Genomic DNA, 26,281 nt, shown 5'->3' with positions numbered 1-26,281 from the left:
CGTTCGTAGCCGACTGATTCGAACCATCAGCTCTGAATCGGGGGAAGTTTCGCCAACTCGAACCAGAACTCGTTGAGCGTCTGGACGAGTTCGACGAAGTCGTCCGGCGTATTCGGTTTGGTGAGGTAGGCGTTCACCTGCAACTCGTAGGCCTCCACGATGTCTTCTTCTGCCTCCGAACTCGTCAGCACGACGACCGGCGTCCGTCGCACGACTGGTTCGTCACAAATCTTCTCGAGGACAGTCATCCCATCGACCTTCGGGAGGTTCAAATCGAGAAGGACGAAGTGTGGCCTGATTGCCGACTCGTACTCGTTACGCCGGTAGAGGAAATCCAGTGCCTCCTCGCCGTTGGTGACGACGTGGAGTTCGCACGAAAGCTGAGCCTCTTTGAAGGCCTCTTTTGTGAGTCGGACGTCACCGGGGTTGTCCTCGACGACGAGGATATCGACCGGGTCACCGACGCGATAATCACGCATTGTCTCTCTCCTCCGACGGGATAGAGAAATAAAAAGTCGAGCCTGCCTCCGGTTCGGACTCGACCCAGATTCGACCACCATGACGGTGAATAATCTTCTGACACAGTGCGAGGCCGATGCCGGTACCCGGGTACTCTGCGTGACCGTGGAGTCGCTCGAACACCTCGAATATCTGGTCTTGCTGTTCTGGGTCGATTCCGATTCCGTCGTCTTCGACGTACAACACCCACTCACCATCACGGTTCTCGGCACCGATTTCGATTCGTGGTGGGTCGTCGTCCCGGTACTTGAGGGCATTCGAGATGAGATTCCGGAACACCTGTTCGAGTTGGACACGGTCGGCAGTGACCGTCGGCAGTGACCTGACAGCGACTTCGGCGTTGGTCTCGGCGATCTTGAACTGGAGGTCCGAGAGGACACCCTCGACGACGGACTCGCAATCTATCGGTTCGAGGGGGTTCGACCGAGTGTCGATACGTGAGTACGCCAACAGGCCGTGTATCATCTCACGCATCCGTTCTGCCCCGTCGACTGCGAACTCGATGAAGTCGTTCGCGTCGTCGTCGAGTTCGTCACTGTACCGTCGTTCGAGGAGCATGAGATAGTTCGAGACCATCCGTAAGGGCTCCTGCAGGTCGTGAGAGGCGATATACGCGAACTGCTCTAACTTCTCGTTCGACGCCTCGAGTTCCGAGACGATTCGTTCGAGTCGCCGCTGGTAGGTCTGCGTCTCGATTGCCTTTGCGAGGATGTTCGCGACACTCTGGATGAATGCCACGTCCTCGTCACTGTACTGTTTCGGGGCGGTGTCGTGAGTCCCGAGAATCCCCCACGGGTCCGACCGAGTTCCGATGATGGTGCTGATGCCACTTTTCACGTCGTGTGACCGGAGGAGGTCCGGCCCGGAGAACCGAGACTCCGTTTCGAGGTTCGTGACGACGACGGGTTCCGCTGTCTGTAACGTATAGGACGCCTGTGAATCCATTTCGACGGCCGAGACTCTCGCCTCGCCGACGGTGCCGTCGTCCCATCCGACGCCCTGTCGTAGGAGCAACGTCTCCCCACCGGCATCGAGGTCGAGAACCTTGCAGTAGTCGTTGTCGAGGGCGTCTGCGACGAGTTGTGACGCTCGCTCGAACAGGTCGTCGAGGTCAACCTCTTCGAGTGCGAGACGGCCGAGTTCGGAGACGACTTCCTGTTGCCGGGCCCGCGTCTTGAGTTCACGCTCGTGTTTGACACGGTCGTACGCTGCCGCCGCGTTAGCACCGAGTAGTTCGATAAGTTGTTGGTCTTCGTCGGTGAAGGCACCAATCTCGGAGTCGGCACCGATGAGTACCCCGTGAGACCCCATCGGGACGAACATCCCCGAACGCATCTTCGTCTCCTCGGGGTCAAGTTGAATGTACGGAGACTCGAGGACGTCGTCGTACCGTTCTGGTTCACCCGTACTGTAGATGTGGCCGGTGAGAGTACTCTCGTCGGGGGGAATCCGTGGGAAGTTTCGCCGCATAAAACCCGAATCGAGCGACTTTGCGGCAGGGTACAGTTCGTCTCGGTCCTCGTCGAACCGATAGACACCGACGCCCTTGATGTCGAGCGCTCGATTCGCTGCGTCCACCACCGTCTCGTCAACCGACGACTCCGATTCGGCCCGTAAGAAGGCTTGCACAGTCGCGGAGAGTAGCCGAAGTCGGTCTTCGTACTGCTTTCGGTCGGAGATGTCCTGGATGTGCACCGACAGTCCCGACTCAGACGGGTAGACGTTGACCTCCGTCCACGCCCCGAGTGCTTCGAAATAGAACTCGAAGGAGGCGGACTCCTGTGTCTCCATGGCATCGTGATACTGCTCCCAGAGAACTCCATCTCGCTCCCCGGGGAACTGGTCCCAAATGTTCTCTCCGAGAATATCCGCTTCGTCACGGCCAAACAGCTCTGCGGCGTGGTTGTTGACGTGTGTAAACCGCCACTCTTCGTCGAGTGCGATGAACGCGTCGTCGATTCGCTCGTAGACCCCTCTCAACTCCGCTTCGAGGGTGTCTCGGCGGTGTTCGAGTCGGCGTGCTTGCGTCTTGAGTTTCGTGATGTCGTTGACGGTGGTGATGACTCGTTCGGGTGGCGTTCCGTTATCGAGTGGAACGGCGGTCACCGACATCCACGAACGACCACCGGGGAGGTCTATCTGCCCCTCCCAATCGAATACTGCGTCACCCGTCTCCAAGACGCGCATGCAGGGGCGTTCTTCGAGCGGAACCGGGTCCCCATTCTCGTCGTAGACGTCTCGGTCCCCGACAGGGTAATCGTCGGAATTGCCGACGCAAAGTCGGTTACGCGCCCGTTCGTTCATCCGCTCGACTTCCCCGTCACGGTTCACGACGAAGATACTCATCGGTACCGCTTCGAAGATTCGGTCGAGGAACTCGCGTTCTCGTCTGAGTTCTTCTTCGGACTGCATCCGAACCATCAACCCGGCGAGGTTGACGGCGACTGACTCGATGACATCGATGAACAACGTCTCGACCTGTCTGAACTCCGTCGTGGCGAACAAAGCTACTGCTGCGACTTCGTCGTCGGGGATGACGGGAACGCAGAAGGCCGACTGGAGGCCGACGTCTGCCGCTACGCCACCTCGCCGAAACACGTCGTCGTCCGTGTTCGAGAGGTCCGAGAGCCACACCGACTCGCCCGACTGCCAGACGCGACCGACGAGTCCCTCACTGGGGCGTGCCTCGTACTCGTTTGTCATCTCGACGAACGAGTCAAACGCGTCGGACTCGGTGTGTGTAATCGACGTCAACTCTCGGTCCCTGTCCGTAGGATACCAGACTTCACTGTACTCCCAATCGGTCATCTGACAGATGGCGGTGACGACGTTTTCGAAGCCACCCTCAAGCGAGTCCGCAGTCGCAATCGACGACCCGACGTCGTGGTGTAACTGGCGCTTGTCTCGTTCGATTTTGCGCTCGGTCAAGTCACGCGTGACTTTGGTGTATCCTCTGAGTGAACCGTCGCCGTCGTGTATCGCCGTGATGACGACGTTCGCCCAGAATACGGTGCCGTCTTTTCGAACCCGCCACCCTTCGTCTTCGACGCGGCCACGTTCAACGGCAGTTTCGAGGTTCTTCGTTGGCGTCCCTTGCTCGACTTCTTCGTCGGTATAGAAGACCGAGATGTGCTCACCCAGGATCTCGTCTTCGGTGTATCCCTTGATTCGTTCGGCACCCCGATTCCAACTGACGACTTCACCATCGGAATCCAGTGTGAAGATGGCGTAGTCCTCTACCGCATTCACGAACTCACTGAACTCGTCGTCTCCGGCCGGTCGCCACCAGACACGACAAGCCGAATCGACATCTTTCGTCTCGAGCGCCCCCCATTCCGTGAGTTGTTCGAGGTGCTGTTTCGCCGTGTGCGGAGTGCAATCGAGTTCGGCCGCTATCTCCGTGGCGGTGACCGGTGTACATGGCCGAGGTAAGTCAGAAAAGACTGCTCGGACGTCGTCGAGTAAATTCTCTGGAGGCCGGCCTGACGTCCCCATGACCAACGTCTCGAAGCGAAGACGTATAAACAGCCTGCCAAATATAGCGTGGCTCACAGTTTAGCGACGAAACGGGCGGACGGGGAGTCGTCACCCGCGACACAGGATGAACCGATGAGAGGCAGCACGTCTCTCCTCCGTTTCACGGCCCCATCTTCTCCGCCGTCCCGAAGTCGCCGCTCCATTCGATGGGGGTACATCTGCTTGCGAACCGGGCGCGAACGGACGATTAGAGGTTCGAGCAGACCTGCTCGCCGCTCACGATTTCGGGAACGACGACTTCGTCGGCACCCGCTCGGCGTGCGAGCGCTTCGTCCATCTGGTCACCCGCACGGACGACGAGTTTCGCCGTCGGCGCGAGTTGACTCGCCGTGATGGCGATCTGGATGTTCATCTTCGAGTCGTCGATTGCACCGACGAGCGTCGATGCCCGCTTGATGCCGGCAGCGGCCAGATTCTCCTCACGCCGGGCGTCTCCCTCGATTGTGAGGAACCCGGCGTCGAGGGCCTGTCTGTACTGTGATTCTTGACTCTCGACGACGACGACGCCGCGACCCGTCGATTGGAGTCGAGACGCCACCGTCTTGCCGAACGTACCGTATCCACAGACGACGACGTGCGATTCGAGTTCGTCTATCTTTCGTTCTATTTTCATCTGTTCGATTTCAGCCTGTATCTGTCCGCCAAACGCCGCCGAGACGAACGTCTCGCCGGCCCAGAGACCGGTCCCGAGGAGTCCGGTGAGTATCACGATGGCGTACGCTTTGACCAGCGTCGCTGGCCCCTCGTGCGTCTGGTAGTGCAGTTCGATACTGGTCGGGTCGAGCAACCAGAACACCGAGTCGACGACGCTCGCCCCACCCAACGTACTGAATCCGACGACGCCAGCGACGACGAGGAGTCCAACCGCGACGAGCGGGCGGACCATCCGACGGAGGAGTGGTCGATGCGCGAGGGCGTCGATGAGAACACGACGGTCGACCATACTAGGTCGGACCACGCGTATCCCACCGCGTTCCAAGCACGGTTCCACGACGATTCGAGCGGTGGCCGGGGGAGAGACCGGCGAGTGTTCTGTGCTGGAATGGAACCAACACACGGCTATTCGTGAAATAGTTCAGGGTATTTTCCAAATTCAAAGTCATTTGTCCACACAATCGGGACCACGCCCCGGATAAAACACTTTCTCCTTAAACACCCAATATAATGTGTATCACTCCCGGTGTGAGGAAGTGAACTCCGTTTTGTATCGCAGCATGTGATTTATAGACTGGGTCGTGAAACGTCCTGTTTCACCAGAAACTCCCCACGAGAACTGTCTCAGCGTTCTCGATCCGCGAAATCCTCTTATCACATGGTTGTGTATGACATGGTACCGGCAACCAAGGCCGGCGAGGGCTACGATGGCGACCGCGAGAACAAACCGATTCGAATACGAATACCCGGTTGGCTACGAACCGGAGGTACAAACAGAGACGGTCGAGTTGGACCGTCGAACCGTCGAGCGACTCGACGCAGTGCGCGAGGAGGACGAGTCGTACGACGAACTGATCAACGAACTCGTGTCCATCTTCACGGCGAGCGAACTATTCGCCGCACGTGTGGACACCCCACTCATCGAGTGACGCGCGGCACGTCACTCATCATTTTCATGCGAACCCACCACTTCAGAGCAACAGGAGCCCAGGACGGTCCGGAATCGACGCAAGTACCAGACGCAAATCCCCGCAGAGCCTGTTGAGAAGCGCTGCAACAAGTTTACGGAGAGATTCCGACATCGCGAGCGCAAGTGAGAACCCCATTCGATAAATGGCAGGGTGCTATACGAAACTCCGAAAATCGACACCGGCCAACCGTCCGATTTTTTGCCGCCAGTAAGGTAGGACAGGTATGACCGACTTCGACCCGGAGAAGTTCGAAGACAAGTACGTCCACTACTTCCCGCAGCTCCAGCGCGCGTACAAGAACGCCTTCGAGACGATGAACGACGAGTTCGACTCGACGCTCATCCACGGCATCGACCAGCAGATTCTCAACGAGTCCGAACCGTTCTACGAAGACGGCGAATTCTTCGTCGAACTCCCCGACAATCCGGCCGAACGACTCACTGCAGTCGTCGTCGACGACGACAAACTCGAAGCCGTTCTCGACCGCTATCTCGACGAAATCGAGGCCGAACTCTACCGTGTCTTCGGCGTCGAAGCGTAACCCATCCAAAGGCCTAAGCCCATTCATCCCGAACGCGCGTTTATGAGCACGGAGACGCAGGACGGCGAGGACGACCTCAAAGAGCGTGTCGTGAACTTCCTCCGTCGGAACTTCCCACAGATTCAGATGCACGGCGGCAGTGCGGCCATTCGCGACCTGGACCGCGAGACCGGCGAGGTCACGATTCTTCTCGGCGGTGCTTGCTCCGGGTGCGGTATCTCCCCGATGACCATTCAGGCCATCAAGACCCGCATGGTCAAGGAGATTCCCGAGATCAACGAAGTCCACGCCGACACCGGCATGGGCGGCGACATGGGCGGTCAGAGTCGTGGCGATTCGCCATCGTTCCCCGGCGAGACCAGCAGCGACACGACCGACATCGAAGACGACCAGGGCCCACAAGCACCGTTCTAAGTCGGATTCGCCGGCGTTTCGTTTCGAAACGCGTCGGAGAACAGGAGTTTTATCGGCGACCACACCCCACCCTCAGGTATGACTGCCGAGTCGCCCGAGAACGTTCTCTTCGTCGTCATGGACACGGTCCGAAAGGACCACCTCACGCCGTACGGCTACGACCGCCCGACGACGCCGGGCCTCGAACGATTCGCCGAAGAAGCGACCGTCTTCGAGCAGGCCGTCGCGCCCGCACCGTGGACCCTCCCGGTTCACGCCTCGCTCTTTACCGGGATGTACCCGAGTCAACACGGTGCCGACCAGGAGAACCCCTACCTCGACGGCGCAACCACGCTGGCCGAGACGCTCTCGGCCGCTGGATACGACACCGCGTGTTACTCCTCGAACGCGTGGATTACGCCGTACACCCACCTGACGGACGGATTCGCGGAGCAGGACAATTTCTTCGAGGTCATGCCGGGGGAATTCCTCTCTGGTCCGTTGGCGAAAGCCTGGAAGACGATGAACGACAGCGACACCCTCCGTGCACTCGCAGACAAACTCGTCAGTCTCGGCAACACCGCCCACGAGTATCTCGCCGGCGGCGAGGGTGCTGACTCGAAGACCCCTGCGGTCATCGACCAGACCATCGACTTCGTCGACGACGCCGACCAGTTCTTCGCGTTCATCAACCTGATGGACGCACACCTCCCGTACCACCCGCCTGCGGAGTACAAAGCGGAGTTCGCACCGGGCGTCGACTCGACCGAAGTGTGCCAGAACTCCAAGGAGTACAACTCGGGCGCGTACGAGATCGACGACGACGAGTGGGAGGACATTCGCGGCCTCTACGACGCCGAAATCGCCCACATCGACGACCAGCTCACTCGCCTCTTCGACTACCTGAAAGAGACCGGCCAGTGGGACGACACCATGGTCGTCGTCTGTGCCGACCACGGAGAACTTCACGGGGAACACGGCCTCTACGGCCACGAATTCTGCCTGTACGACCCACTCGTCAACGTCCCGCTCATGGTCAAACACCCGGAACTCGGCAGTGGCCGTCGCGATGACCAGGTCGAACTCGTGGACCTCTATCACACGGTTCTGGACTCACTGGGCGTCGAAGGCGGCGAACCCGCAGCGCCCGACGACGACGTGGTTGCACTCGACCGAACCCGGTCGCTACTCTCTGCAGACTACCGCGAGTTCGCCGGTGTGGACAACGCTGACCCTGGACAACACCACGATGGCCAGTACGCGTTCGTCGAGTACTCCCGCCCCGTCGTCGAACTCAAGCAGTTAGAAGAGAAGGCGTCCAGTGCCGATATCGTTCTCCCCGAAGACTCACGGTACTACTCCCGAATGCGGTCTGCCCGTCGAACCGACGCCAAATACACCCGAATCGACCGCATACCCGACGAAGCCTACCGACTCGATTCTGACCCGGACGAGACGAAGAACCTCGCGGATTCGGACGACGAGGCTATCGCCGAGACGGAGGCCGCACTCTCCACCTTCGAAGACGCCACCGGCGGTGCGTGGACCGACGCACTCGACACCGACGTGTCGGACGATTCGGTCGACGAGATGGACGACGAGGCGCAGGAACGACTCCGCGACCTGGGATATCTCGAATAACCGTCGTCGGCGAACACTCGTATTCAGGCCGTCATTCGGAGACCGAGGACACCACCGACGATAGCGACGATACACACGAGTCGAATCACCGATGTCGATTCGTCAAAGAGGATGATTCCGAGGATGACCGTCCCGACAGCGCCGATACCGGTCCAGACGGCATAGGCAGTTCCGACGGGAAGAACTTGGACGGCCTTTGCGAGGCCCGCCATACTAATCGCGAGCGCGACGACGACGAACGCGGTGGCACGGAGGTTCGTAAAGCCATCGGCGTACTCCAGACCGATTGCCCACGCCGTCTCGAAGACAGCAGCCCCGACGAGGACGAGCCACGCAGTCTGTTGGTTCATGCTTGTACAACGAGACAATGGGGCTTGACCGCACCGAACGAGTTCGACTGGTACCGCAATGTTCGACTGTTACCGCAGTCCTTCTCCGCGTTCCCACGCACGCAACAACGCCGTGAGCGTCCGGTTCGTCGGCACCTCGAAATCGTGTTTCTCGGCCGTCTCGACCACAGCGCCGTTGATTGCGTCCACTTCGGTTCGCTTTCCTGACTCCACGTCCTGAAGCATCGACGAGTGATTGGCGGCGGTCTGCTCGACAACTCGGTCGAGAGCCTCTCGTGCCACGCGGTTCGGGAGTCGAACACCCGCTAACCGGGCGATTCGCGCAGTTTCGCGGGCGGCACGATGCGCCACGTCGTGCGCCTCGTCAGTTGCCAGCGCGCCGTTTTCGACTCGTGTGAGTGCGGTGACGGCGTTGATTCCGGCGTTGACGGCGAGTTTTTCCCATCTGCGACGTGGCATATCCGAGGCGACGAGCGTGTTGATATTCGCGTCACGAAACGCCTTCCCCGCACGCTCTGCGACGGGTGACGTGCCGCCGTCGAGCGCACCGAGGACGACGCGACCAACACCGGTACACTCGACGCGACCGGGAGCGATGAGACGGGCTCCGTACGTCACAGTTCCGGCGAGGACGGGCACGTCGAGCGTGGATTCGAGTCGCTCTTCGGTGAGGCCGTTTTGCAGCGAGAGCACGGAATCGACGGTACACTCCGCGAGCGCATCGGCCGCCGCGAGTGTGTCGAACGACTTGACAGTGACGAGCGCGAGGTCGGCGTCGTGTCCCGTTTGGGTCGTCGTCGCCTGTGGTGTGACGTGTCTGGACTCCGCACCGACGATATCGAGACCGGTCTTCGAGACGCGTGCGACGTGTCGCTGTCGGCCGACGAGCGTCACGTCGTGAACCGACGCGAGAAGGCCGCCGACGAGGGTTCCGAGGCTCCCCGCGCCGAAGACGAGAATACGCATGGCTACAGGTTCTCGGCTGGCGATAAAAATCGGGGAGTCTCGAGGGTGACTCAGTCTTCGGTCCAGTAGTAGAGTTGTTCGCGTTCTGCGCCGCAGTTCGGACAGCTGTCCGGAATCGCCTCGATGTCTCCCATCTCGCCGCAGTTGCTGCAGCGCCACATCAACTCTGCCTCTCCGAACTCGTGTCCAGCGCGCTCGTGTTCGATGGACATGCCGGCGAGGCCTTCGCGAGTCGTGACGAAGAATCCGTCTTCGTCGAATCCGCGGATGCGACCGATCTCCGTTCCGTCTTCCGCGTACACCGTCATCCCGACGGTTGGCTGTGTCTCGGTAGCCATATGTGAACTATAGGCACGCACGACCGTAAAATCGAATGGCCACATACTTTCGATTCAGTGGGTCTGAACTGCCCCAGTATAAGTAATAAACCAAATAGCGCGATATAGAATTGATTCTCAGACGTGAATCCCGTTCGTGTGTCTGTCCCGTGCCCATCGTGGTGATGCTCTCGTCGGAGACGACCGTTCACTGTGACGCTGCGTGCGTGGCACATCCCTCGTTGATCCGAGAGATGGACATCGGAGACTCAGTCGTCCGAGAGACGGGTACCGAAGAACGGGATTTGGTGACATCCCTCGCGCGCGTGCCGGACAAGCACTAGTGCCAGTGTACGAATTTGAGCATGAGCGTACGAGATTCAGGAATGTAGAGAAGTGTTGGTACACCAAACACCAGAAGTGCAAGTATCGAGCCCGGATCGTTCAGCGAAAACAGTCTCGTGCCGTGCAGATGGCAGGTGAGGAGCCCAGACGAGTTACATGAAGTCCGCGATACCAGATTGCTCGTTCTCCACTTTTTCCGAGCCTCGCTCCGCTCGTCTCGCAAAACCTGTCTTCGTGAGCGATAGCGAACGAAGGCTCGTGAGACGCACCGTGTCTCACGGTGGAGGAAAAACCGACACTGTAGTTCCTACATGAAGTCCGCGATCCCAGACTGTTTGTTCTTGTCGTTCTCGAAGATAGACTCCAGACTCTTTTCGAGCACTTCGAGACGCTGTTTGGTGTAGTCGCGGCAGTTGAACTCCTCTGCCACCTCGATGGCGACGTCCATGTACTTGTTCACACTTCCCTGATGCACCGTGAGATTTACCCGACCACCGCACTCGCGGCACTCACCCGTGAGTGGCATGCGGCGGTACTTCTCGCCGCAATCGAGACACCGCGTCTCCTGTCGCGAGAAGGCACGGAGGTTCCCGATGAGGTCCGGCAGGAAGTGGCCCTCGATAACGCGTTCGGCGACGTCTGTTTCGTCCACGGCGCGGAGTTTGCGCGCGAGGAAGAGCTGCGCGTCCATCTTGTCCATCATCGACCCGAGCGTCTTGTACGCAGAGAGGTCCGGGCCGGCGGCGATATCCGTCGTGTCGTGGGTGTGGTCGAATCCGGTGTACTCGCGGTCGGTGCCGAGGTACTCCTCCGCGATGGTGACCTCTTCTTCCCAGTCGTCCGCGTCTTCCATCCGGAGGGTCGCTTCGTAGAACTCACGGGGGTACTGCCGGACGATGTCCATGTTGTGCGCCTCGTCGTCGATTTCCGAGGGGTCGATGCGCGAGGACATCACGAGTGGGGCGTCCATCTGTCCGCCGCGTTTGTCCGGGAGGAACTCTTTCGAGAAGTTGAGAAGTCCGTCCATGAGGAGCATCACACAGTCTTCGTCCCCATCGCAATTCCGACGTTTCGCGGCGTGAAAGTACGGATGTGCATATCCGACCGCTGCTGTCGTAAATCCGACAACTCTGCCGACGACTGCCGCGGACGTGTGCGGAGCCATCCCGAAGACGAGTTCGCCGATGAGGTCGTCGCGCTCGTCCATCTGGTAGAACCGGTCGAGTCCGTAGAACTTCTCCAAGAGGTCGTCGACGAAGTTCGCAGTCTGCATCATGTGCTTCGCCGCGCCGTTCGAGAGGACGATGTCCTGCACTTTGAGTTCGACCAGTTGGTCGTCGAACCGGAGTGGTTCGCCGTCGATGTCCGTCTCGTAGCCGAGTTCGCGGAAGTGGCCGGCCGTCACGTCGAGTTCTTCCGGGCGGACCGCCGTGACGGGCAGGTCGGTCATGTCGTAGCGGACCGTGCCATCTTTGAACGACGACACGTCGTGTTTCGCCCGGAGGACGCCTTTCTCGATGGGTTCGGGCGTCTTGTTCGAGGAGGTGAGACCTTTGACGCCTTTCAGAATCTTGAACGACGACTCGCGCTCGCCAACGTTCTCGAGTGCGTTTCGGTACTCGGTGTTCAGGTCGATTTCCTGCCACTCGACGCTCTCGACGTCCCACTCACAGCGGTCACAGAAGACGCGACCCGACTCGTCGGGTTCGACGACCGTTCCACAGTCGTCACATTCGTAGTGGGGGTCGGTGTGTGACCCGCAACTGTGACATTTCGGTTTGAATCCAAACGCACCGCAGTCGGGGCATTTTCGCTTGCCCACGCGGACCGAGATGTGGCCGCGCTTCCCGGAGTCGCCGAAGTCGCGGGCGGCGTCGCCAACGTCACGTTGACTGCCACCGGCCTCGCCGATGGGAAAGAGCGTGTGGACCGCCGGCGAGAGGTCACGACGTTCGGACTTCTCTGGGCGACCCATTCGGTTACCGATTCGCGTGGGCGCGCGTTCGCGAACGATGAACGGAGCGACTTCGTTGACCGCCTCGATGGCGTTGGTGCCGTCGTCCCACTCGCGGGCGTGGTCCGACAGGTCGTCGAGTTCCCACGTCCGTTCTCGGTCGTCGGTCAGACCGAGGGTTCGTGCGAGCGGTCGCCAAACGGGGACGCGAAGCTTCTCGTCGGTCTGGCGGTGTGCGACGAGGAGGTGTTCGAGTGCTTCCCGGGTTTCGGGCGTGTTTTCGAGGACGAGTGTGCCGGCGTCACCGTGTTCCGGTTCGTTGTCGGCACCGACACCCACACCTGCCCCGCCGTCTGTTTCGGCGGCGGCGAGGTCACCGTCGGCGACAACGTCGGCGAGTGCGTCGAATCGCTCGACCGAGATGTCGTGCCAGAGGTAGGTGAATTTGGGGTGGAGGGGTGCATCGTACTCGGTTGCCCAGTCGAGTGCCGCGTCGACAGTCGGCTCTTCGAGGTCGACTGTCGGGTCGTCGCGGAGTGCCTGGACGTTGGCGTCGGTGGCTTCGAAGTCCTGAATCCACCACTCGAAGACGTACGAGGCGGGTGCGAGCGGATGGTTGTTTTCGACGAACTCGCCGAAGTTGACGAGATACTCGCCGAGGTCCAGAATCTTCTCGACACCGTTCTGGAGTTCTTCGGCCTCTTCGGGGTCGTCGATGCGGCGAACGTCGCCGTTCGCGAGTCTGACCGTCGGGCCCTCGATGGAATCGACCGGGACGACACCGCCTGCTTTCCCCGGCCGCTCGGTCTTTATCTGGGTTCCAGTCGCGATGAAGTCGTCGACGATGTGCATCGTCGCGGGGTGGACGCCAGCGGTTGCGAATCCGTGGTTGCGGGCACGGCCATACCGAAGGCGGAAGCCACCGGGTGCAGACGGATGGCCGAAGACGGGCCGTCCGGCGATGAGGTCACGGAGATATTTCGTCGCGGGTTCGACCCGGACCGAGCCTTCGGGTTCGGCATCCTCGGTGTCGTCAGCGTTCGCTTCGTCGGCGTCGGCTGCCTCGTCTTCGTCGGCGTCGGCTGCCTCGTCGGCAGCGTCGTCGCCGTCTTTGCCAATCGTCCCGTCGATGAGGTCCTGTAACCACGGCCAGTCGACTTCGTCGAGTTGGCGGGTGTAGCGCTGAATCTTCGGGGCCTTGAGCGCGATCCCCTCGGCCATGACGAGACACATCCCACCGCGGGCGGAGTTGGTATCGACGCGTTCGAGGTCACGGTAGCCCGAGACTTCTTCGTCGCCCGTCGCTTCGCCGTCGAGCATGATGGGCATGTTCTCGGCGATAAAGCGCGTCTCTTTGTCCTTCGGCGAGTACTGAAGCCCGGTCTCTTTGTCGTAGAGGTTGACCTCTTCGACGTAGCGTTCGGCCTCGTCGCTCCGTGTCTTGTACTCGTCGATGCCGAGAAGCGACCGGGCGTAGTCGGCCACGAGCACGGAGAGTGCCTGTGCGGTCCCACCGGCCGAGCGAATCGGCCCGGCGTAGTAGACGTTGACGAACTCGGTGCCGTCGTCGTTGTCGAGAATTTCGACGCGGTCGATTCCCTCGATTGGAGCGGCGACCACACCTTCGGTGAGGAGAGCGACGGCGGTGCGAACCGCGCCCTCAATTTTGCCCTCGCGGGAGTCGTAATCGCCGACGTTGCCGTCGACGAAGTCGGTGACGAGTTCCAGAGCGGCCTCTTCGCGCGACATCTGTCCTTCGAGTTCACGGACCCGTTCTGCGACGCCGTCGATGCCGAGAATGTTCTCGACACGGTCGGCCATGTCCTTGGCGACCGGAATCTCGACTTTTGTCTTCGGGTCGTGCCCTTGTGCCTTCGCGGCGCGTGCGAGTTCGAAGGCTTCGTCCAGACGGTCTTCGATTCGCGCGAAGTAGCGCTCTTCTTCCTCTCGCACGGTTTAGAGCCAGAGGTCGAGGTCGGTTACGTCGTCGTGCGCCCGTTCCAGTGGTTCGTCGAAGACGCGGAGGTTCACCTCGCCAGCGAAGACGGTTGCCGAATCGAGGTGCCCCGCGAGCGACTGGCCGCTTCGTCGCGAGAGGACCGCGTGAGTGTGTGCGAACGGCTCGCCGTCGAGCAGCGAGACGTTGCCGACACACGCAGCGACTTCGAGCGGTTCGTCGAACGTGACAGCCTGATACTCCTGGTCGTCCTGGTCGTAAAACCAGATTTCGGCGTCCTGTACCGCACCCATCGCGTTGAACCACGCGGACTCGATACCCTTCCGTGCGCAGAACTCCTCAATCTCTTCGCGCCAGTCCGCACCGTGTTCGAGGCGTGCGAGGTACTCCTCGCTGACCGTCACCGCTCGAGCGTTCATGCTCTGTACCACGAGCGAGTCGGACTAAAATGTAAATGGTCTCGGCCGCCCGAACGTGGGCGAACCGAGTCGTTCAACAGTACCGGAATGATTATCGCCAGTCGTCGAGGGCGAGTGCGTTGGCTACGTCGGCAGCGAGCCAGGCGTCGTCGCGGGAGATGTCCGCAATAATGAGACGCTGGCCCGTCTGGCTGCTGTCCACCGAGGCCATAACCTCGGCGCCCGAGTCGTCGACGGAAACCTTCGCATCCGGCGTCATGTATGATACGTAGTGACACCCCTATATAAGTTGACCGAAACGGCAGGCACGGTACACACCCACACACCAATCTGTCGCCGAAAAATCGGGTTTACATACTAAAATGTTTGTTTGAGCACTTCTTGTGGCAGAATTCACCATTTGGGCACAGAACTATACCCCTACATTGCCATCCTATATCAAACAAATCGAATACGGTAAGTTTATCCACCCGGCCTAAGAAGATTGGTCCGAATGCCAGACACTAACAAACCATCACGCCGCCGCTTCCTGAAGGCGACTGGCGCAGCTGCGCTGACTGCAGGGATTGCCGGCTGTTCAGGTTCCGGTAACTCGAACAACGAAGGCGAAACGACGACCAGCTCCGACACCGAAACCGAGGACAACGGTTCGACGGAGACTGAGACGGGAGGAATGGAAGAGTTCACTGGACTCGACGCCTATCCGTACAGTCCGAACCAGACGGACGTCGCAAACGCAAAGAAAGTGATGGAGGAGGCCGGCTACGGCCCCGACAACCGCTTCAAGCTTGACTGGGTCCAGTACACCAGTCCTGCGTGGAAGGAGATGGCGAACACCATCCGTGCCCGTCTCGAGTCCGCCTACATCGACATGAACATCAGTGAGGCCGACTTCGGTGCCCTCCTCAAGAAGACCGAGAAGGGTGACCACATGGCCTACACGCTCGGGTGGATTGCGGACTACCCAGCACCGCAGAACTTCCTCCAGCTCGTCGACCCAGAGAACACGGTCTACGACGCAGAAGGCGCAACCCCGAACGGTGCACGCCTGTTCTGGTCCGAGGACGCCAACGAGAGCAAGGCCGTCCGCGACTTCATGACCGCACAGTTCGACCGTATCCAGAACAACCCCGAGCAGACCGACGCTGCACAGAAGGAACGCGACGAAGCCGCAGCGAAGCTCGAAGAAGGTCTCTGGGAGTCGGCAGGTCTGCTGCCGCTGTACCACCGTGTCGACGAAGAGTTCTGGTACGACCGTCTCGACTACAACCCGGCAGGCGGGATGGGCGCATCCCGCTCGAAAGAGAACATCTCCGTCAACAGCCTCGAAGGCAAGGACCGCCTCGACGGCATCTCGGCGACGTTCAGTTCCCTCGACCCTATCGCTTCGGGTAACACCGCAAGTGGTAGCAAGATCATGAACATGTTCGACGCCCCGATGAACTACTACAACGGGACGACGGAAGTCGAGAACCTGCTCGTCGAGGATTACACCATCAGCGACGACCTCACCGAGTACGAGTTCATGCTCAAGCAGGGCATCCAGTTCCACGGCGACTACGGTGAAGTCACCGCCGACGACATGGTGTACTCCATCCGCCGCCTCGTCGAGTCTGTCAACTCCACGAACACCTACTTCCCGAACTCGGTTCTCAACATCGTGCGCGAGACCGACGACGACGGAAACGTCGTCCCCGGTTCGACCGGTGTCGAGAAGACGGGCGACTACTCGTTCAAGATCACGCTCCAGAAGCCGTTCTCGTTCGCACTCTCCGTGCTCGCGTACTCCTCCTTCTCTGTCGTCCCCGAGGGCATCGTTGGCGACATCGAGGGCTACGACGGCGACATGAGCTGGGAAGAGTTCTCGACGACCAGCCCGATTGGCTGTGGTCCGTTCGAGTTCGTCAACTGGGAACCCGGCAACGGTGGCGAGTTCTCCGCCGACAAGTTCGACGACTACCACGGCAAGCCCGCCGCAATCGAGGGTATCGATTCGGCAATCATCACGGACACGAGCGCTTCGTACAACTACTTCCTCAACGAGAACGCCGACAGAGCCGGCATCCCGACGTCGAAGTACGACCCGAACAAGGTCAACATCGAAGAGACGATCGACGGCATCAAGCGCGGTACGTACGGTCCGCTCGAGAATGACAAGACCGTCAACATGTCCCAGACGGCGACGCTCAACACCTTCTACATCGGCTTCAACATGGAAGCAGTTCCGAAGGCAGTCCGTCAGGCGATGGCATACGTCGTCAACCGTGAACAGTTCGTCCAGAACGTGTTCAAGGGCCGTGGCGCACCTGCGTTCCACCTGACGCCGACGCAGATGTTCCCCGGTGGCCCAGACGCCTACAACAGCCACTGGCAAGGCGAATAAGCACACGTCCTCCAATTTTTCGCGGCGGTTTCGTATCGACATACTAAAAACGTTGAATTGCAAATCCTGCCTCAAGCAGTAGAATTTCGATAGCTGAAATGACAAGAAGCCCCTCGCTATGATTGAACTTAGCATACGACGGCGAGAAGTGCCAACAGCTGGGCGCAGTTCGTCACCTATAGTACGCGAACGCAGACAGTTCCTCACCGCTCCCTCGGGGTGTGGACAGGAAGCACCACTCACAACCCGGGTGAGTGCAGCATGAACAAACTGGCCTATCTTGGAAAACGGTTAGTCCTCGGTGTGCCAGTCGTCCTGTTCGGGCTCACGATTTCGTTCATGGTCATGTATCTCGGTCCCATCGACCCTGTGTTGTCCATCCTCGGCCGTGACGCAAACCCGGAGGCTGCTCGGCAGTTGCGGATTGCACTCGGGATCAACTATCCGAACGGGAATCCAGTCCCGCTCTGGGACCAGTATCGGATGGTCATGACCGACCTGTTCACCCTCCAGTTCGGTAAGTCCTGGATTATCCAGCGCAACGTCCCGGTCATGAAGGTCATCATCGCCCGAATGCCCGCGACGCTGTGGCTTGGCTGGTGGTCCGTCGTCGTTGCACTCGTATTTGGTATTCCGATTGGTCTCTATGCAGGGCTGAAAGCGAACACCTGGGGCGACTACCTCGCTTCCGGTGGCGGAATTATCTGGCGGGCGATGCCGAACTTCTGGCTCGCAGTCATGATTGCAGGGAGCCTCACCGCCGGTGGTGCCCTCTCGTGGTACCGTGGGTGGCTTTTCAAAACAGACGTTATCGGGACGCCTGACGAGGTCGCAAATCTATTCTCCACGATCGACCTCTTCACCGGTGTTCCCGTTCTGGAGCTGTTGTTCATCCCAGTGCCCAACATCCAGAACATGCTCATCGCGTTCAAATGGATTCTTCCAGCGGCGCTGGTACTCGGTTCTGCATCGATGGGGAACGAGATTCGAATCGGGCGAACCGCCGTGCTCGAAAGCATCAATTCGAAGTACGTCGAAACCGCGAAGGCAAAGGGCCTGTCGCCTCGCGCGATTATCGTCAAACACGTGGGTCGAAATGCGGTCGTCCCACTACTCCCCGTCATTATGGGTGAGTTCTATCTCCTGATTGGCGGCTCAGTTCTCGTCGAGCAAGTCTTCAGTATCAACGGTCTCGGGAATCTGTTCTTCAGGTCCATCCTTGGACCGGACATTCCAGTGGTTATGGCACTGGTGTTCATCTTCGTCGTGATTCAGGTGTTGTTCAACATCGTACAGGACCTGCTGTACACGCTCATCGACCCACGGATTACTCTGGAGGATACGTAACTATGGCTACAAACACAGGTTCCGAGAAGACCACGGTCGAGTCGACGTTCGCAGAGGACTCGACGTTGCGTTCACGAATCGAAGCGAATCCCCAGCCAGCCATCCGATGGCTGGCCGTCGCACTGGCGCTTCTCGTCGTCGAATTAGGCGCGTTCCTCGGTGGCGTGCTCACTGTACTCGATGCACTCGTCATCGGTGTGACTGCGTTCTTCGACGTCCTCTTTGGGTACGTCTCCGAGGGTCTCGCAGCGTCAGTCGTCTCGTTCCAGACCTCACTCTCGAACACGATTACCGGCTTCCGTGATGCGGCCGAAGGACTTCCAACACTCCTCAGTCGCGACACGATTCCGAACCAGGGTCACTTGGCCGGACCAGACGGCCCGTGGGTCGACACGTTCCTCGGCCTCGAACCCGCCTACGCGTGGGCGATTCGCGTCGTCCTCATCGTCGCGTACTCCCTCTTCGTGTTCTACTGGGTGTTCCGCGGCTGGCTCATCTTCCGGAAATACTACCGGCAGGCTAACTGGGCCCCGTCCGACGACATCGTCAACCGACTTCGGGACCACCGCTGGGGGCAGTTCGGACTTATCGTCCTCGCGTTGTTCGTCACGATGGCACTGTTCGGTCCGGCACTCGGCCCGACGACGGTCGACCAGAACATCCAATCGCCGTACAGCTACGAGATTCAGTACTTCTCCGAAGAGAGTGGACAGGTAGAGACGATTACGCCCGGCGACGCCAACTTCGACTCGAAGTCGAAGGGCGCAGGTGACCAGAACGTCGGACCGATGACCTACGACAATTTCAATCGGTACCATCCGTTCGGGACGTTACCGAACGGCCGTGACCTGTTCACCTTCATGATGGGCGGGGCACGGATTACACTCATCGTCTCCGGACTCGCAATTGGGCTTGCCGCCCTGATTGCAGGCGGACTGTCGATGATATCCGCGTTCTACAGCGGGACTATCGACCTGGGTATCCTCACGACTGCCGACGGGGTGGTGTCGATACCGCAACTGCTCTTGCTCATTATGGTGAGCGCAGTCTTCGCCAGTCACTGGCTTGCAGACGTACTCGACGGCGGGTTCTTACTCGCGTTAGTGTTCGCGTTCACGACGTGGCCGTTCCTCTGGCGTGCCCTGCGTGGGCCCGCCTTGCAGGTGGCACAAGAAGAGTGGATCGACGCTGCGAAGAGTTTCGGACAGCGACCGCGCGTCATCATGCGCAAGCACATGCTCCCATACGTGGTCGGCTACCTCCTCGTGTACGCGTCGATGTCCACGGGTGGGATCATCATCTCGCTCGCTGCGCTGTCGTTCCTCGGGAACGGCCTCGGGATTACGCCGCCGACCCCCGCGTGGGGTCGCGCAGTGTCGCTCGGACAGGACTACGTGTCCGGTCCGTCGTGGCACATCTCGCTGATTCCCGGCCTCATGATCGTGGTGCTCGTCACCGGCCTCAACGCGGTCGGTGACGGAATTCGTGACGCAATCGACCCCGAAAGTGAAGGTGCCTCTAAAGAAGAGACCGCAGGAGGTGGTGCCTGATGCAGTCTGAAGCGACGATGAGCGACCAAGACGAAGAGCCAGTCCTTTCAGTTCGAAACCTTCGGACAGTGTTCAGAACGGACCGGGAGAACATCTACGCTGTCGATGGTGTCAGCTTCGACGTTCACGAGGGTGAGACCGTCGGTATCGTCGGCGAGTCCGGGTCTGGAAAATCCGTCACTGCTCGGTCCATCATGGGATTGATCAAATCCCCCGGTGAGATTCAATCCGGTTCGTCGATCAAATTCAACGGCGAAGAGCTCACCGAGTACACCGAAAAGCAGTATCAACACGTCAGAGGGAGCGGGATTGGAATGGTGTTCCAGGACCCGCAGAAGTCGATGAACCCCGTCTACACGGTCGGGAATCAGATCAAGGAGGCGCTCCGGGTCAACCGTGGACTCCGTGGAAAGGAAGCGACAGAAGAGGCAATTCGCCTCCTCGAAGACGTCGCGATTCCTGACGCCTCACGCCGACTCAACGAGTATCCACACGAGTTCTCTGGCGGGATGCGTCAACGAGCGGTCATCGCGATGATGCTCGCATGTGACCCAGAGTTCCTCATCTGTGACGAGCCAACGACGGCGCTCGACGTGACCATCCAGGCGCAGATTCTCGACCTGCTGAAGGACTTGCAAGAAGAGCGTGGGCTGTCGATTCTGTTCATCACCCACGACATGGGTGTCATCGCAGAGATCGCCGACCGCGTCAACGTGATGTACGCAGGTCAGATTATCGAATCGGCACCGGTCGAGGAACTCTTCGCGAACCCCAAACACCCCTACACCCGAGGGCTACTCGGTGCGATCCCCGGCCAGCAAGCGCAAGGTGAGCGACTCCAGACGATCGAAGGAGACGTTCCGACGCCGAACGAGCCGGCGAGTTACTGCCGGTTCGCACCGCGGTGTCCAAAGGCGTTCGAAGAGTGCGACGCGGTCGCACCAACACACGTCGCCGTCAACGAAAGCGGGAATCACAGTGCAGCGTGTTTGCTGTATCCCGAGGAGATGCCGGTGACGAAGCGTATCGAGTATCATTCGTCGCAGAGTGATGGAAAGGCCGTTGAAACGGAGAGTGATACAGCATGAGTCAGACTGTAGAAGGTTCGAGTAGACAGACAGCGACCGCAAGCGAGACGCTCATCGAAGTCGAGAATCTGAAGAAGTATTACGGTGACAGCGGTCTCTTGGCCGAGCCACCAGTGAAAGCCGTCGACGACGTTAGCTTCGACATCAAGCGTGGCGAGACGTTCGGACTCGTCGGCGAGTCAGGCTCTGGAAAGAGTACACTCGGACGAACGCTCCTCCAACTCGAAACCGCAACCGAAGGGACAGTTTCGTTCGCGGGAACCGACATCACCGAGTTACAGGGCAAAGACCTCAAAGAGTGGCGACGAAACGCCCAGATGGTGTTTCAGGACCCCGAGTCGAGCCTGAACGACCGGATGACCGTTGGCGAGATTATCAGGGAACCGCTCGAAGCACACAACTGGGGGAACAAAAAAGAGCGACGTGAGCGTGTGATGGACCTGCTTTCGGAGGTCGGACTGCAGGAAGAACACTACTTCCGATACCCGCACCAGTTCTCAGGCGGCCAGCGCCAGCGTATCGGTATCGCCCGCTCGCTCGCGTTAGAGCCCGAGTTCGTCGTTCTCGACGAGCCGGTGTCTGCGCTCGACGTGAGTGTTCAGGCAAAGATCATCACGTTGCTCGAAGACCTCCAAGAGGAGTTCGACCTCACGTACCTCTTTATCGCACACGACCTCTCTGTCGTCCGCCACATCTGTGACCGCGTCGCGGTGATGTACCTCGGGAAGATTATGGAACTCGGAGAGACAGAAAGCCTGTACGAGAACCCCGAGAACCCATATACGCGAGCGTTGCTCTCTGCAATTCCGCGACCCGACCCGACCGCAACTCGCGCTCGAATCACGCTTCCGGGGACGCCACCGAGTCCGCGTGACCCACCGAAGGGATGTCAGTTCTCCACCCGGTGTCCCGCGAAGATATACCCTGCTGAGTACGATGACCTCCCGAACGAGGTGTGGGACGGCCTCGAACGATTCCGAGAAATCGTTCGTGAGCGCTCTCGACTCAGCCTGAGCACGAAAGACAGAGTTGCGCGGCAGTTAGGGATGTTCTCGAAATACGACGATATCGACGAAGCGGTCAACGACTTCTTCGGAGATATCGACGTGCCGTCCGACGTCGACGAACACATCGACGCCGCTGTCGAGATGATCAAAGACGGTCATCCGGGCGACGCCCGGGAGTACCTGCTCGACGAGTTCGGGAGCATCTGTGACCACGAGCGCCCAGCGTTCACCTCGGTCGGCGACGACCGACAGAGCTACTGTCACCGCCACGTCGACGACTACGAAGACGTCGATACCGTGCTCGATCGGCGCGTATATGGCGAATAAGTGGTACCAGTTCACTGAATTCGCCCTCTGGGTTGCGACGGTAGTCGCAGCAATCGTCGGTGCGTTCGCAGTGGTCTCGTTCGTCCTCGGAAGCGGCCTCTTGACGCTGAAGTACATCCTGTTCGTCGTCGGATTTCTCCTGTTCGGCGTCGGGAGTTTCGCGATTCAGCCGAAGTCACCACGCCGCGACCGGAAACGAGTCACCCTCGACAGCGATTCGGAGTACGGATTCGAAGCGCGGATTCAGGATATCCTCCCGAGCGAGGGTCGACTCCCGCTCGAAGAGCGAGTGAGTCGAAATACGAAGCTATTCGTCGTGAGTCTCGTGATTCTCGGGGTGTCGTACCTCCTCGAAGTCGGGTTCGACATCGCCGGGTGACCAACCGGCCGCGACGAGACTCGACAGTGAGGCCCCACGAGGCCACAACGGTGGGAGTGAGGCCCATACTCGTGTCTTTTATCAACCGTGAGTCGAAGTACCAGTATGGTCAACATCGATCAGGGTGAGAGCCAACCCAGCGATCTCGATCGAATCGCCCGCTCGCCTGAGGTCTCGCGAGAGGGATGGATTCAGACTGTCGAAGACGTGCAGGCGATGATGGCAGATCGAGAAAACGAGGGGTACGAGACGTTGTTCCTTCCGTCTGGGCACACGACGCCGAAGAACCCTGAGTCTGGTGAGACCGAAGAGTGGGGACTGTCGTACATCGTTCCCGGAAACAAGGTCGACCCATTCATCGAGTTCAACGAACGGGCGAATTTCTCTGAGACGGCAGTCTACCAGAGTACGGCCGGCGAAAACGTGTTCATCGTGACTGAGTGTATCGACCCAGAGGCGAAGCTCTCGTTGTTCATCGGTGGTGCCTACAGAATCCGATTTTCACCACCGATGGTTCGGACTGCGATGGAAGAAGGAAAGATGTACTCCCACCTCAAGCGACTCGACGGGACCCTCATCCACACCTTCGAACACGAGCACCCAGAGTCGTTCTTCCCTGACCCAGACCAGTTCTACGCGTACGAGACTGACATATAGAACGTCGGACACCGTCGAACCGTCTAAAATATCGAATTGCGGCGAACGGGCGGGCGATTTTGACGGGTCCGAGTGGTGAACGTTCCCGAGACGCGTTTTCTGCGGACAGTTCTTTCTTGAGAGGCGTTCTGCAGACAGGTCTGAGCGACTATCTCGTGTCGTTCACACACGACGATAGCACAGATGGCGACCCGACTGCAGACCAAATCGCAAGTGACGACCCGAGTGCAGACCGAGTCACAGGCGATGCCGAGAGTGCAGAGCAGCCCACTCGCCGACCATGTTCCTTGGTCGCACCCCTTCGTAGACTACAAGAGGCGGCGGCCTGTACGGTGGGTATATGAAAGTAGCCGACGCGATGACGCCCGGTGAGGAGGTCGTGACCGTGTCCCTTCCGGGCACGCGCGACGACGTTCTGGAATACCTCCAAGAGCGTGGCTTTTCGTCTGTGCCTGTCGTCAAAGATTCCGACGACGGCGCTACGTACCGCGGTCTTATCTCCCGAGAGGATCTCATCAAGCATCCGGACGAAGACCAACTCGCAGTGCTCGTCCGCGAGGTTCCGACCGTCAGCGCCGACGACGACCTGGAAGATGCAGCGGCGACGATGGTTTCGGAAAGTGCACGCAGACTCCCGGTCGTCGAAGGAGATTCAATCGAAGGAATTCTCACCGTGACCGACGTGATTCGCGCCATCGCCCGTGGCGATATCGACGGCGAAACACTCGTCGGTGACCTCGCCTCTCGCGACGTGAACACGACGTACATCAAGGTTCCCCTCCCAATCGTCGAACGCGAGATTTTCTACGCGAACGTCCCCTATGCAGTCGTTCTCGACGAGGATGCCTCGCTGGCAGGCATCGTCACCGAAGTCGACATCATCGAAGTCGCCCGCGTCGTCGAAGGCGAAGCGGGAACCGGTGACTCGGTCGCCAATCAGGACGACGAGTGGATGTGGGAAGGCATCAAAGCCGTCGGCAACCGCTACATCCCCACCCGTAACGTCGAGATCCCGGCCGAGCCAGTCTCGAAGTTCATGACCGACGACATCGAAACCGTCTCGACGCGCGTCAACGCGAAGGACGCCGCCCAGATGATGATCCGTGAGGATATCGAGCAGATTCCGCTCGTCAGCGGCGACGAACTCGTCGGCATCGTCCGCGACATCAACCTGCTGGAGGCACTGTATGAGTGAGGGCACCGAGTCGGCTGCACTCGCCGAACTGGCGAAACGTCGTGGCTTCTTCTTCGGTTCCTCGGAAGCTTACGGCGGCGTCGGCGGCTTTTACACCTACGGCCCACAGGGCGCGGCGCTGAAGTCGAACGTCGAAGAGGCGTGGCGCGAGCGCTTCGCCGTCCAGGAGGGCAACCTCGAGATCGAGGCCCCGACCATCATGCCCGAACCGGTCTTCGAGGCATCTGGTCACCTCGACGGATTCGACGACATGCTCGTCGAGTGTGCCGAGTGTGGTGAGTCCCACCGCGCAGACCATCTCATCGAGGACAACTCCGAGTTAGAAGACGCAGAGACGCTCTCCCCCGAGGAGGCCGCCGAGAAGATTTCGGCCCTCGGCCTCGTCTGTCCGAACTGCGGTGCCGAACTCGCCGGCCAGCCCGTCGAGGAGTTCAACCTGATGTTCGCGACGAACATCGGCCCCGGTTCGAAGACGCCCGGCTATCTCCGTCCCGAGACGGCACAGGGCATCTTCGTGGAGTTTCCGCGCATCAAAGAGTACGCACGCAATCGCCTGCCGTTCGGCGTGACCCAGATTGGTCGCGCTTACCGCAACGAGATTAGCCCACGGAAGAACATCGTCCGCACCCGCGAGTTCACGCAAGCGGAGTTAGAGCACTTCATCGACCCCGAACGAGACGAACCCGACCTCTCGGCAGTCGAGGACATCGAGGTGCTGCTCTACCCCGCGACCGAACAGGAGAAAGACGACGGCGAGTACGTCGAGACGACCATCGGTGCCGCCGTGGACGAGGGCATCATCGCCAACGCGTGGATCGGCTACTTCCTCGGTATCGCACAGGAGTGGTACGAATCCATCGGCGTCGATATGGACCGCTTCCGCTTCCGCCAACACCTCGCCGGCGAGCGTGCCCACTACTCCGCAGACTGCTGGGACGCCGAGAGCGAAGTCGATGGCGACTGGATAGAGATCGCTGGCTTCTCGTACCGCAGCGACTACGACCTCTCGAAACACGGCGAGTACGGCGACGACGACTTCACCGTCTTCCAGCAGTACGACGAACCCAAGACGGTCGAACGCGCCGTCGTCGACCCCGACATGGCGACGCTCGGTCCAGAGTTCGGTGCGCAGGCCGCAGACGTGGCCGAGGCACTCGAATCGCTCGCCCAGCGCGACCCCGACGCCTTCGACGCCGACGAACTCACCCTCGACATCGACGGCGAAGAAGTGACCGTCGATACCGACGTGGCGAACTTCTCGGTGGAGACGCAGACCGAATCGGGCGAACACATCACGCCGCACGTCGTCGAACCCTCGTTCGGTGTGGACCGGACGGTGTACACGCTCCTCGCGCACGCGCACAAGAAAGACGAGGTGGACGGCGAAGAACGAACGTTCCTCTCGCTGTCGCCGACCGTCGCACCGACGAACGTCGGTGTCTTCCCGCTCGTCAGCAACGTCGACGAGCTCGTCGAACTCGCAGACGACGTGGCCGAAGAACTCCGTGCGGCCGGATTCGCCGTCGTCCACGACGACTCCGGCAGCATCGGCCGTCGCTACCGACGACAGGACGAAGTCGGCACTCCGTTCTGTATCACCATCGACCGAGACGGTATCGAAGGAGAGGGCCCGAACACGGTGACCATCCGCGAACGCGACACCGGTCGGCAGGTCCGCGTTCCGGTCTCCGACCTCGTCGAGACGTTCGTCGGCCTCCGTGCCGGCACCACGTCGTTCGACGACGTACTCGACGCAAACGAAGTCGTCGAGGCCTGATGTATCC

General features: G+C 59.8%; 21 protein-coding genes. 13 read left to right on the top strand and 8 right to left on the bottom strand.

The window, feature by feature from the left end:
- Positions 1-26: 26 nt before the first annotated feature.
- From ACK3SC_RS00855 to ACK3SC_RS00845, 3 genes are all read right to left on the bottom strand, one after another.
- Complete coding sequence (locus tag ACK3SC_RS00855; protein ID WP_416838241.1) at positions 27-479, bottom strand: response regulator; 453 nt, start codon at positions 477-479, stop codon at positions 27-29.
- Positions 472-4,014 carry a GAF domain-containing protein gene (locus tag ACK3SC_RS00850; protein WP_416838240.1) on the bottom strand — a complete coding sequence of 1,181 codons (3,543 nt, stop codon included), beginning with the start codon at positions 4,012-4,014 and terminating at the stop codon, positions 472-474. The genes ACK3SC_RS00855 and ACK3SC_RS00850 overlap by 8 nt, the downstream gene beginning before the upstream one ends.
- Before the next feature lie 229 nt (positions 4,015-4,243).
- Entirely contained in the window at positions 4,244-4,999 is a 756-nt protein-coding gene (locus tag ACK3SC_RS00845; RefSeq protein ID WP_416838239.1) for a potassium channel family protein, read from the bottom strand.
- Between the two features lie 418 nt (positions 5,000-5,417).
- Here ACK3SC_RS00845 and ACK3SC_RS00840 point away from each other — a divergent pair, with 418 nt between their 5' ends.
- The 4 genes from ACK3SC_RS00840 (at position 5,418) to ACK3SC_RS00825 (ending at position 8,256) form a co-directional block, all read left to right on the top strand.
- On the top strand, positions 5,418-5,639 hold the full coding sequence (locus tag ACK3SC_RS00840) for a hypothetical protein (RefSeq protein ID WP_416839974.1): 222 nt from the start codon (positions 5,418-5,420) through the stop codon (positions 5,637-5,639).
- A 265-nt stretch (positions 5,640-5,904) separates the two neighbouring features.
- Positions 5,905-6,222, top strand: a complete 318-nt coding sequence (locus tag ACK3SC_RS00835; RefSeq protein WP_416838238.1) for a DUF5783 family protein — start codon at positions 5,905-5,907, stop codon at positions 6,220-6,222.
- Between the two features lie 42 nt (positions 6,223-6,264).
- Positions 6,265-6,636 carry a NifU family protein gene (locus ACK3SC_RS00830; RefSeq protein WP_416838237.1) on the top strand — a complete coding sequence of 124 codons (372 nt, stop codon included), beginning with the start codon at positions 6,265-6,267 and terminating at the stop codon, positions 6,634-6,636.
- 78 nt (positions 6,637-6,714) lie between these two features.
- Positions 6,715-8,256, top strand: a complete 1,542-nt coding sequence (locus tag ACK3SC_RS00825) for a sulfatase (RefSeq protein ID WP_416838236.1) — start codon at positions 6,715-6,717, stop codon at positions 8,254-8,256.
- Between the two features lie 23 nt (positions 8,257-8,279).
- On the opposite strand, the gene ACK3SC_RS00820 is transcribed toward ACK3SC_RS00825, so the two are convergent.
- The 5 genes from ACK3SC_RS00820 to ACK3SC_RS00800 all read right to left on the bottom strand — a co-directional run bounded on the left by ACK3SC_RS00820 (position 8,280) and on the right by ACK3SC_RS00800 (position 14,564).
- Positions 8,280-8,606, bottom strand: a complete 327-nt coding sequence (locus ACK3SC_RS00820) for a DMT family transporter (protein WP_416838235.1) — start codon at positions 8,604-8,606, stop codon at positions 8,280-8,282.
- A 69-nt stretch (positions 8,607-8,675) separates the two neighbouring features.
- Positions 8,676-9,572 carry a ketopantoate reductase family protein gene (locus ACK3SC_RS00815; RefSeq protein ID WP_416838234.1) on the bottom strand — a complete coding sequence of 299 codons (897 nt, stop codon included), beginning with the start codon at positions 9,570-9,572 and terminating at the stop codon, positions 8,676-8,678.
- A gap of 50 nt (positions 9,573-9,622) precedes the next feature.
- Positions 9,623-9,910: a rubredoxin-like domain-containing protein gene (locus ACK3SC_RS00810; RefSeq protein WP_416838233.1), complete on the bottom strand. Its 288-nt coding sequence runs from the start codon at positions 9,908-9,910 to the stop codon at positions 9,623-9,625.
- 631 nt (positions 9,911-10,541) lie between these two features.
- Positions 10,542-14,141: a DNA polymerase II large subunit gene (locus tag ACK3SC_RS00805; protein WP_416838232.1), complete on the bottom strand. Its 3,600-nt coding sequence runs from the start codon at positions 14,139-14,141 to the stop codon at positions 10,542-10,544.
- A gap of 3 nt (positions 14,142-14,144) precedes the next feature.
- A complete protein-coding gene (locus ACK3SC_RS00800) occupies positions 14,145-14,564 on the bottom strand; it encodes a PPC domain-containing DNA-binding protein (RefSeq protein WP_416838231.1) in 420 nt (139 codons plus the stop codon).
- Between the two features lie 493 nt (positions 14,565-15,057).
- On the opposite strand from ACK3SC_RS00800, the gene ACK3SC_RS00795 reads away from it, so the two are divergent.
- The 9 genes from ACK3SC_RS00795 to glyS all read left to right on the top strand — a co-directional run bounded on the left by ACK3SC_RS00795 (position 15,058) and on the right by glyS (position 26,274).
- On the top strand, positions 15,058-16,947 hold the full coding sequence (locus tag ACK3SC_RS00795; protein ID WP_416838230.1) for an ABC transporter substrate-binding protein: 1,890 nt from the start codon (positions 15,058-15,060) through the stop codon (positions 16,945-16,947).
- Between the two features lie 261 nt (positions 16,948-17,208).
- A complete protein-coding gene (locus tag ACK3SC_RS00790; RefSeq protein WP_416838229.1) occupies positions 17,209-18,294 on the top strand; it encodes an ABC transporter permease in 1,086 nt (361 codons plus the stop codon).
- Between the two features lie 2 nt (positions 18,295-18,296).
- Positions 18,297-19,844: an ABC transporter permease gene (locus tag ACK3SC_RS00785; protein ID WP_416838228.1), complete on the top strand. Its 1,548-nt coding sequence runs from the start codon at positions 18,297-18,299 to the stop codon at positions 19,842-19,844.
- Positions 19,844-20,932 carry an ABC transporter ATP-binding protein gene (locus ACK3SC_RS00780; RefSeq protein WP_416838227.1) on the top strand — a complete coding sequence of 363 codons (1,089 nt, stop codon included), beginning with the start codon at positions 19,844-19,846 and terminating at the stop codon, positions 20,930-20,932. Before ACK3SC_RS00785 ends, ACK3SC_RS00780 begins: the two co-directional genes overlap by 1 nt.
- Positions 20,929-22,266: an ABC transporter ATP-binding protein gene (locus ACK3SC_RS00775; protein WP_416838226.1), complete on the top strand. Its 1,338-nt coding sequence runs from the start codon at positions 20,929-20,931 to the stop codon at positions 22,264-22,266. Before ACK3SC_RS00780 ends, ACK3SC_RS00775 begins: the two co-directional genes overlap by 4 nt.
- Positions 22,256-22,645: a hypothetical protein gene (locus tag ACK3SC_RS00770; protein WP_416838225.1), complete on the top strand. Its 390-nt coding sequence runs from the start codon at positions 22,256-22,258 to the stop codon at positions 22,643-22,645. The genes ACK3SC_RS00775 and ACK3SC_RS00770 overlap by 11 nt, the downstream gene beginning before the upstream one ends.
- Positions 22,646-22,750: 105 nt before the next feature.
- Positions 22,751-23,302 carry a hypothetical protein gene (locus ACK3SC_RS00765; RefSeq protein ID WP_416838224.1) on the top strand — a complete coding sequence of 184 codons (552 nt, stop codon included), beginning with the start codon at positions 22,751-22,753 and terminating at the stop codon, positions 23,300-23,302.
- A 340-nt stretch (positions 23,303-23,642) separates the two neighbouring features.
- The gene (locus tag ACK3SC_RS00760; RefSeq protein ID WP_416838223.1) at positions 23,643-24,497 is read left to right on the top strand and encodes a CBS domain-containing protein; all 855 of its coding nucleotides are present in this window, start codon (positions 23,643-23,645) and stop codon (positions 24,495-24,497) included.
- Positions 24,490-26,274 carry a glycine--tRNA ligase gene (gene glyS, locus ACK3SC_RS00755; protein WP_416838222.1) on the top strand — a complete coding sequence of 595 codons (1,785 nt, stop codon included), beginning with the start codon at positions 24,490-24,492 and terminating at the stop codon, positions 26,272-26,274. The genes ACK3SC_RS00760 and glyS overlap by 8 nt, the downstream gene beginning before the upstream one ends.
- The last annotated feature ends 7 nt before the right edge of the window (positions 26,275-26,281 follow it).

The sequence above is a fragment of the Haloferax sp. DFSO52 genome, from assembly GCF_048158745.1.
Lineage (GTDB): Archaea > Halobacteriota > Halobacteria > Halobacteriales > Haloferacaceae > Haloferax.
This window is presented reverse-complemented; position numbering and strand designations above follow the sequence as displayed.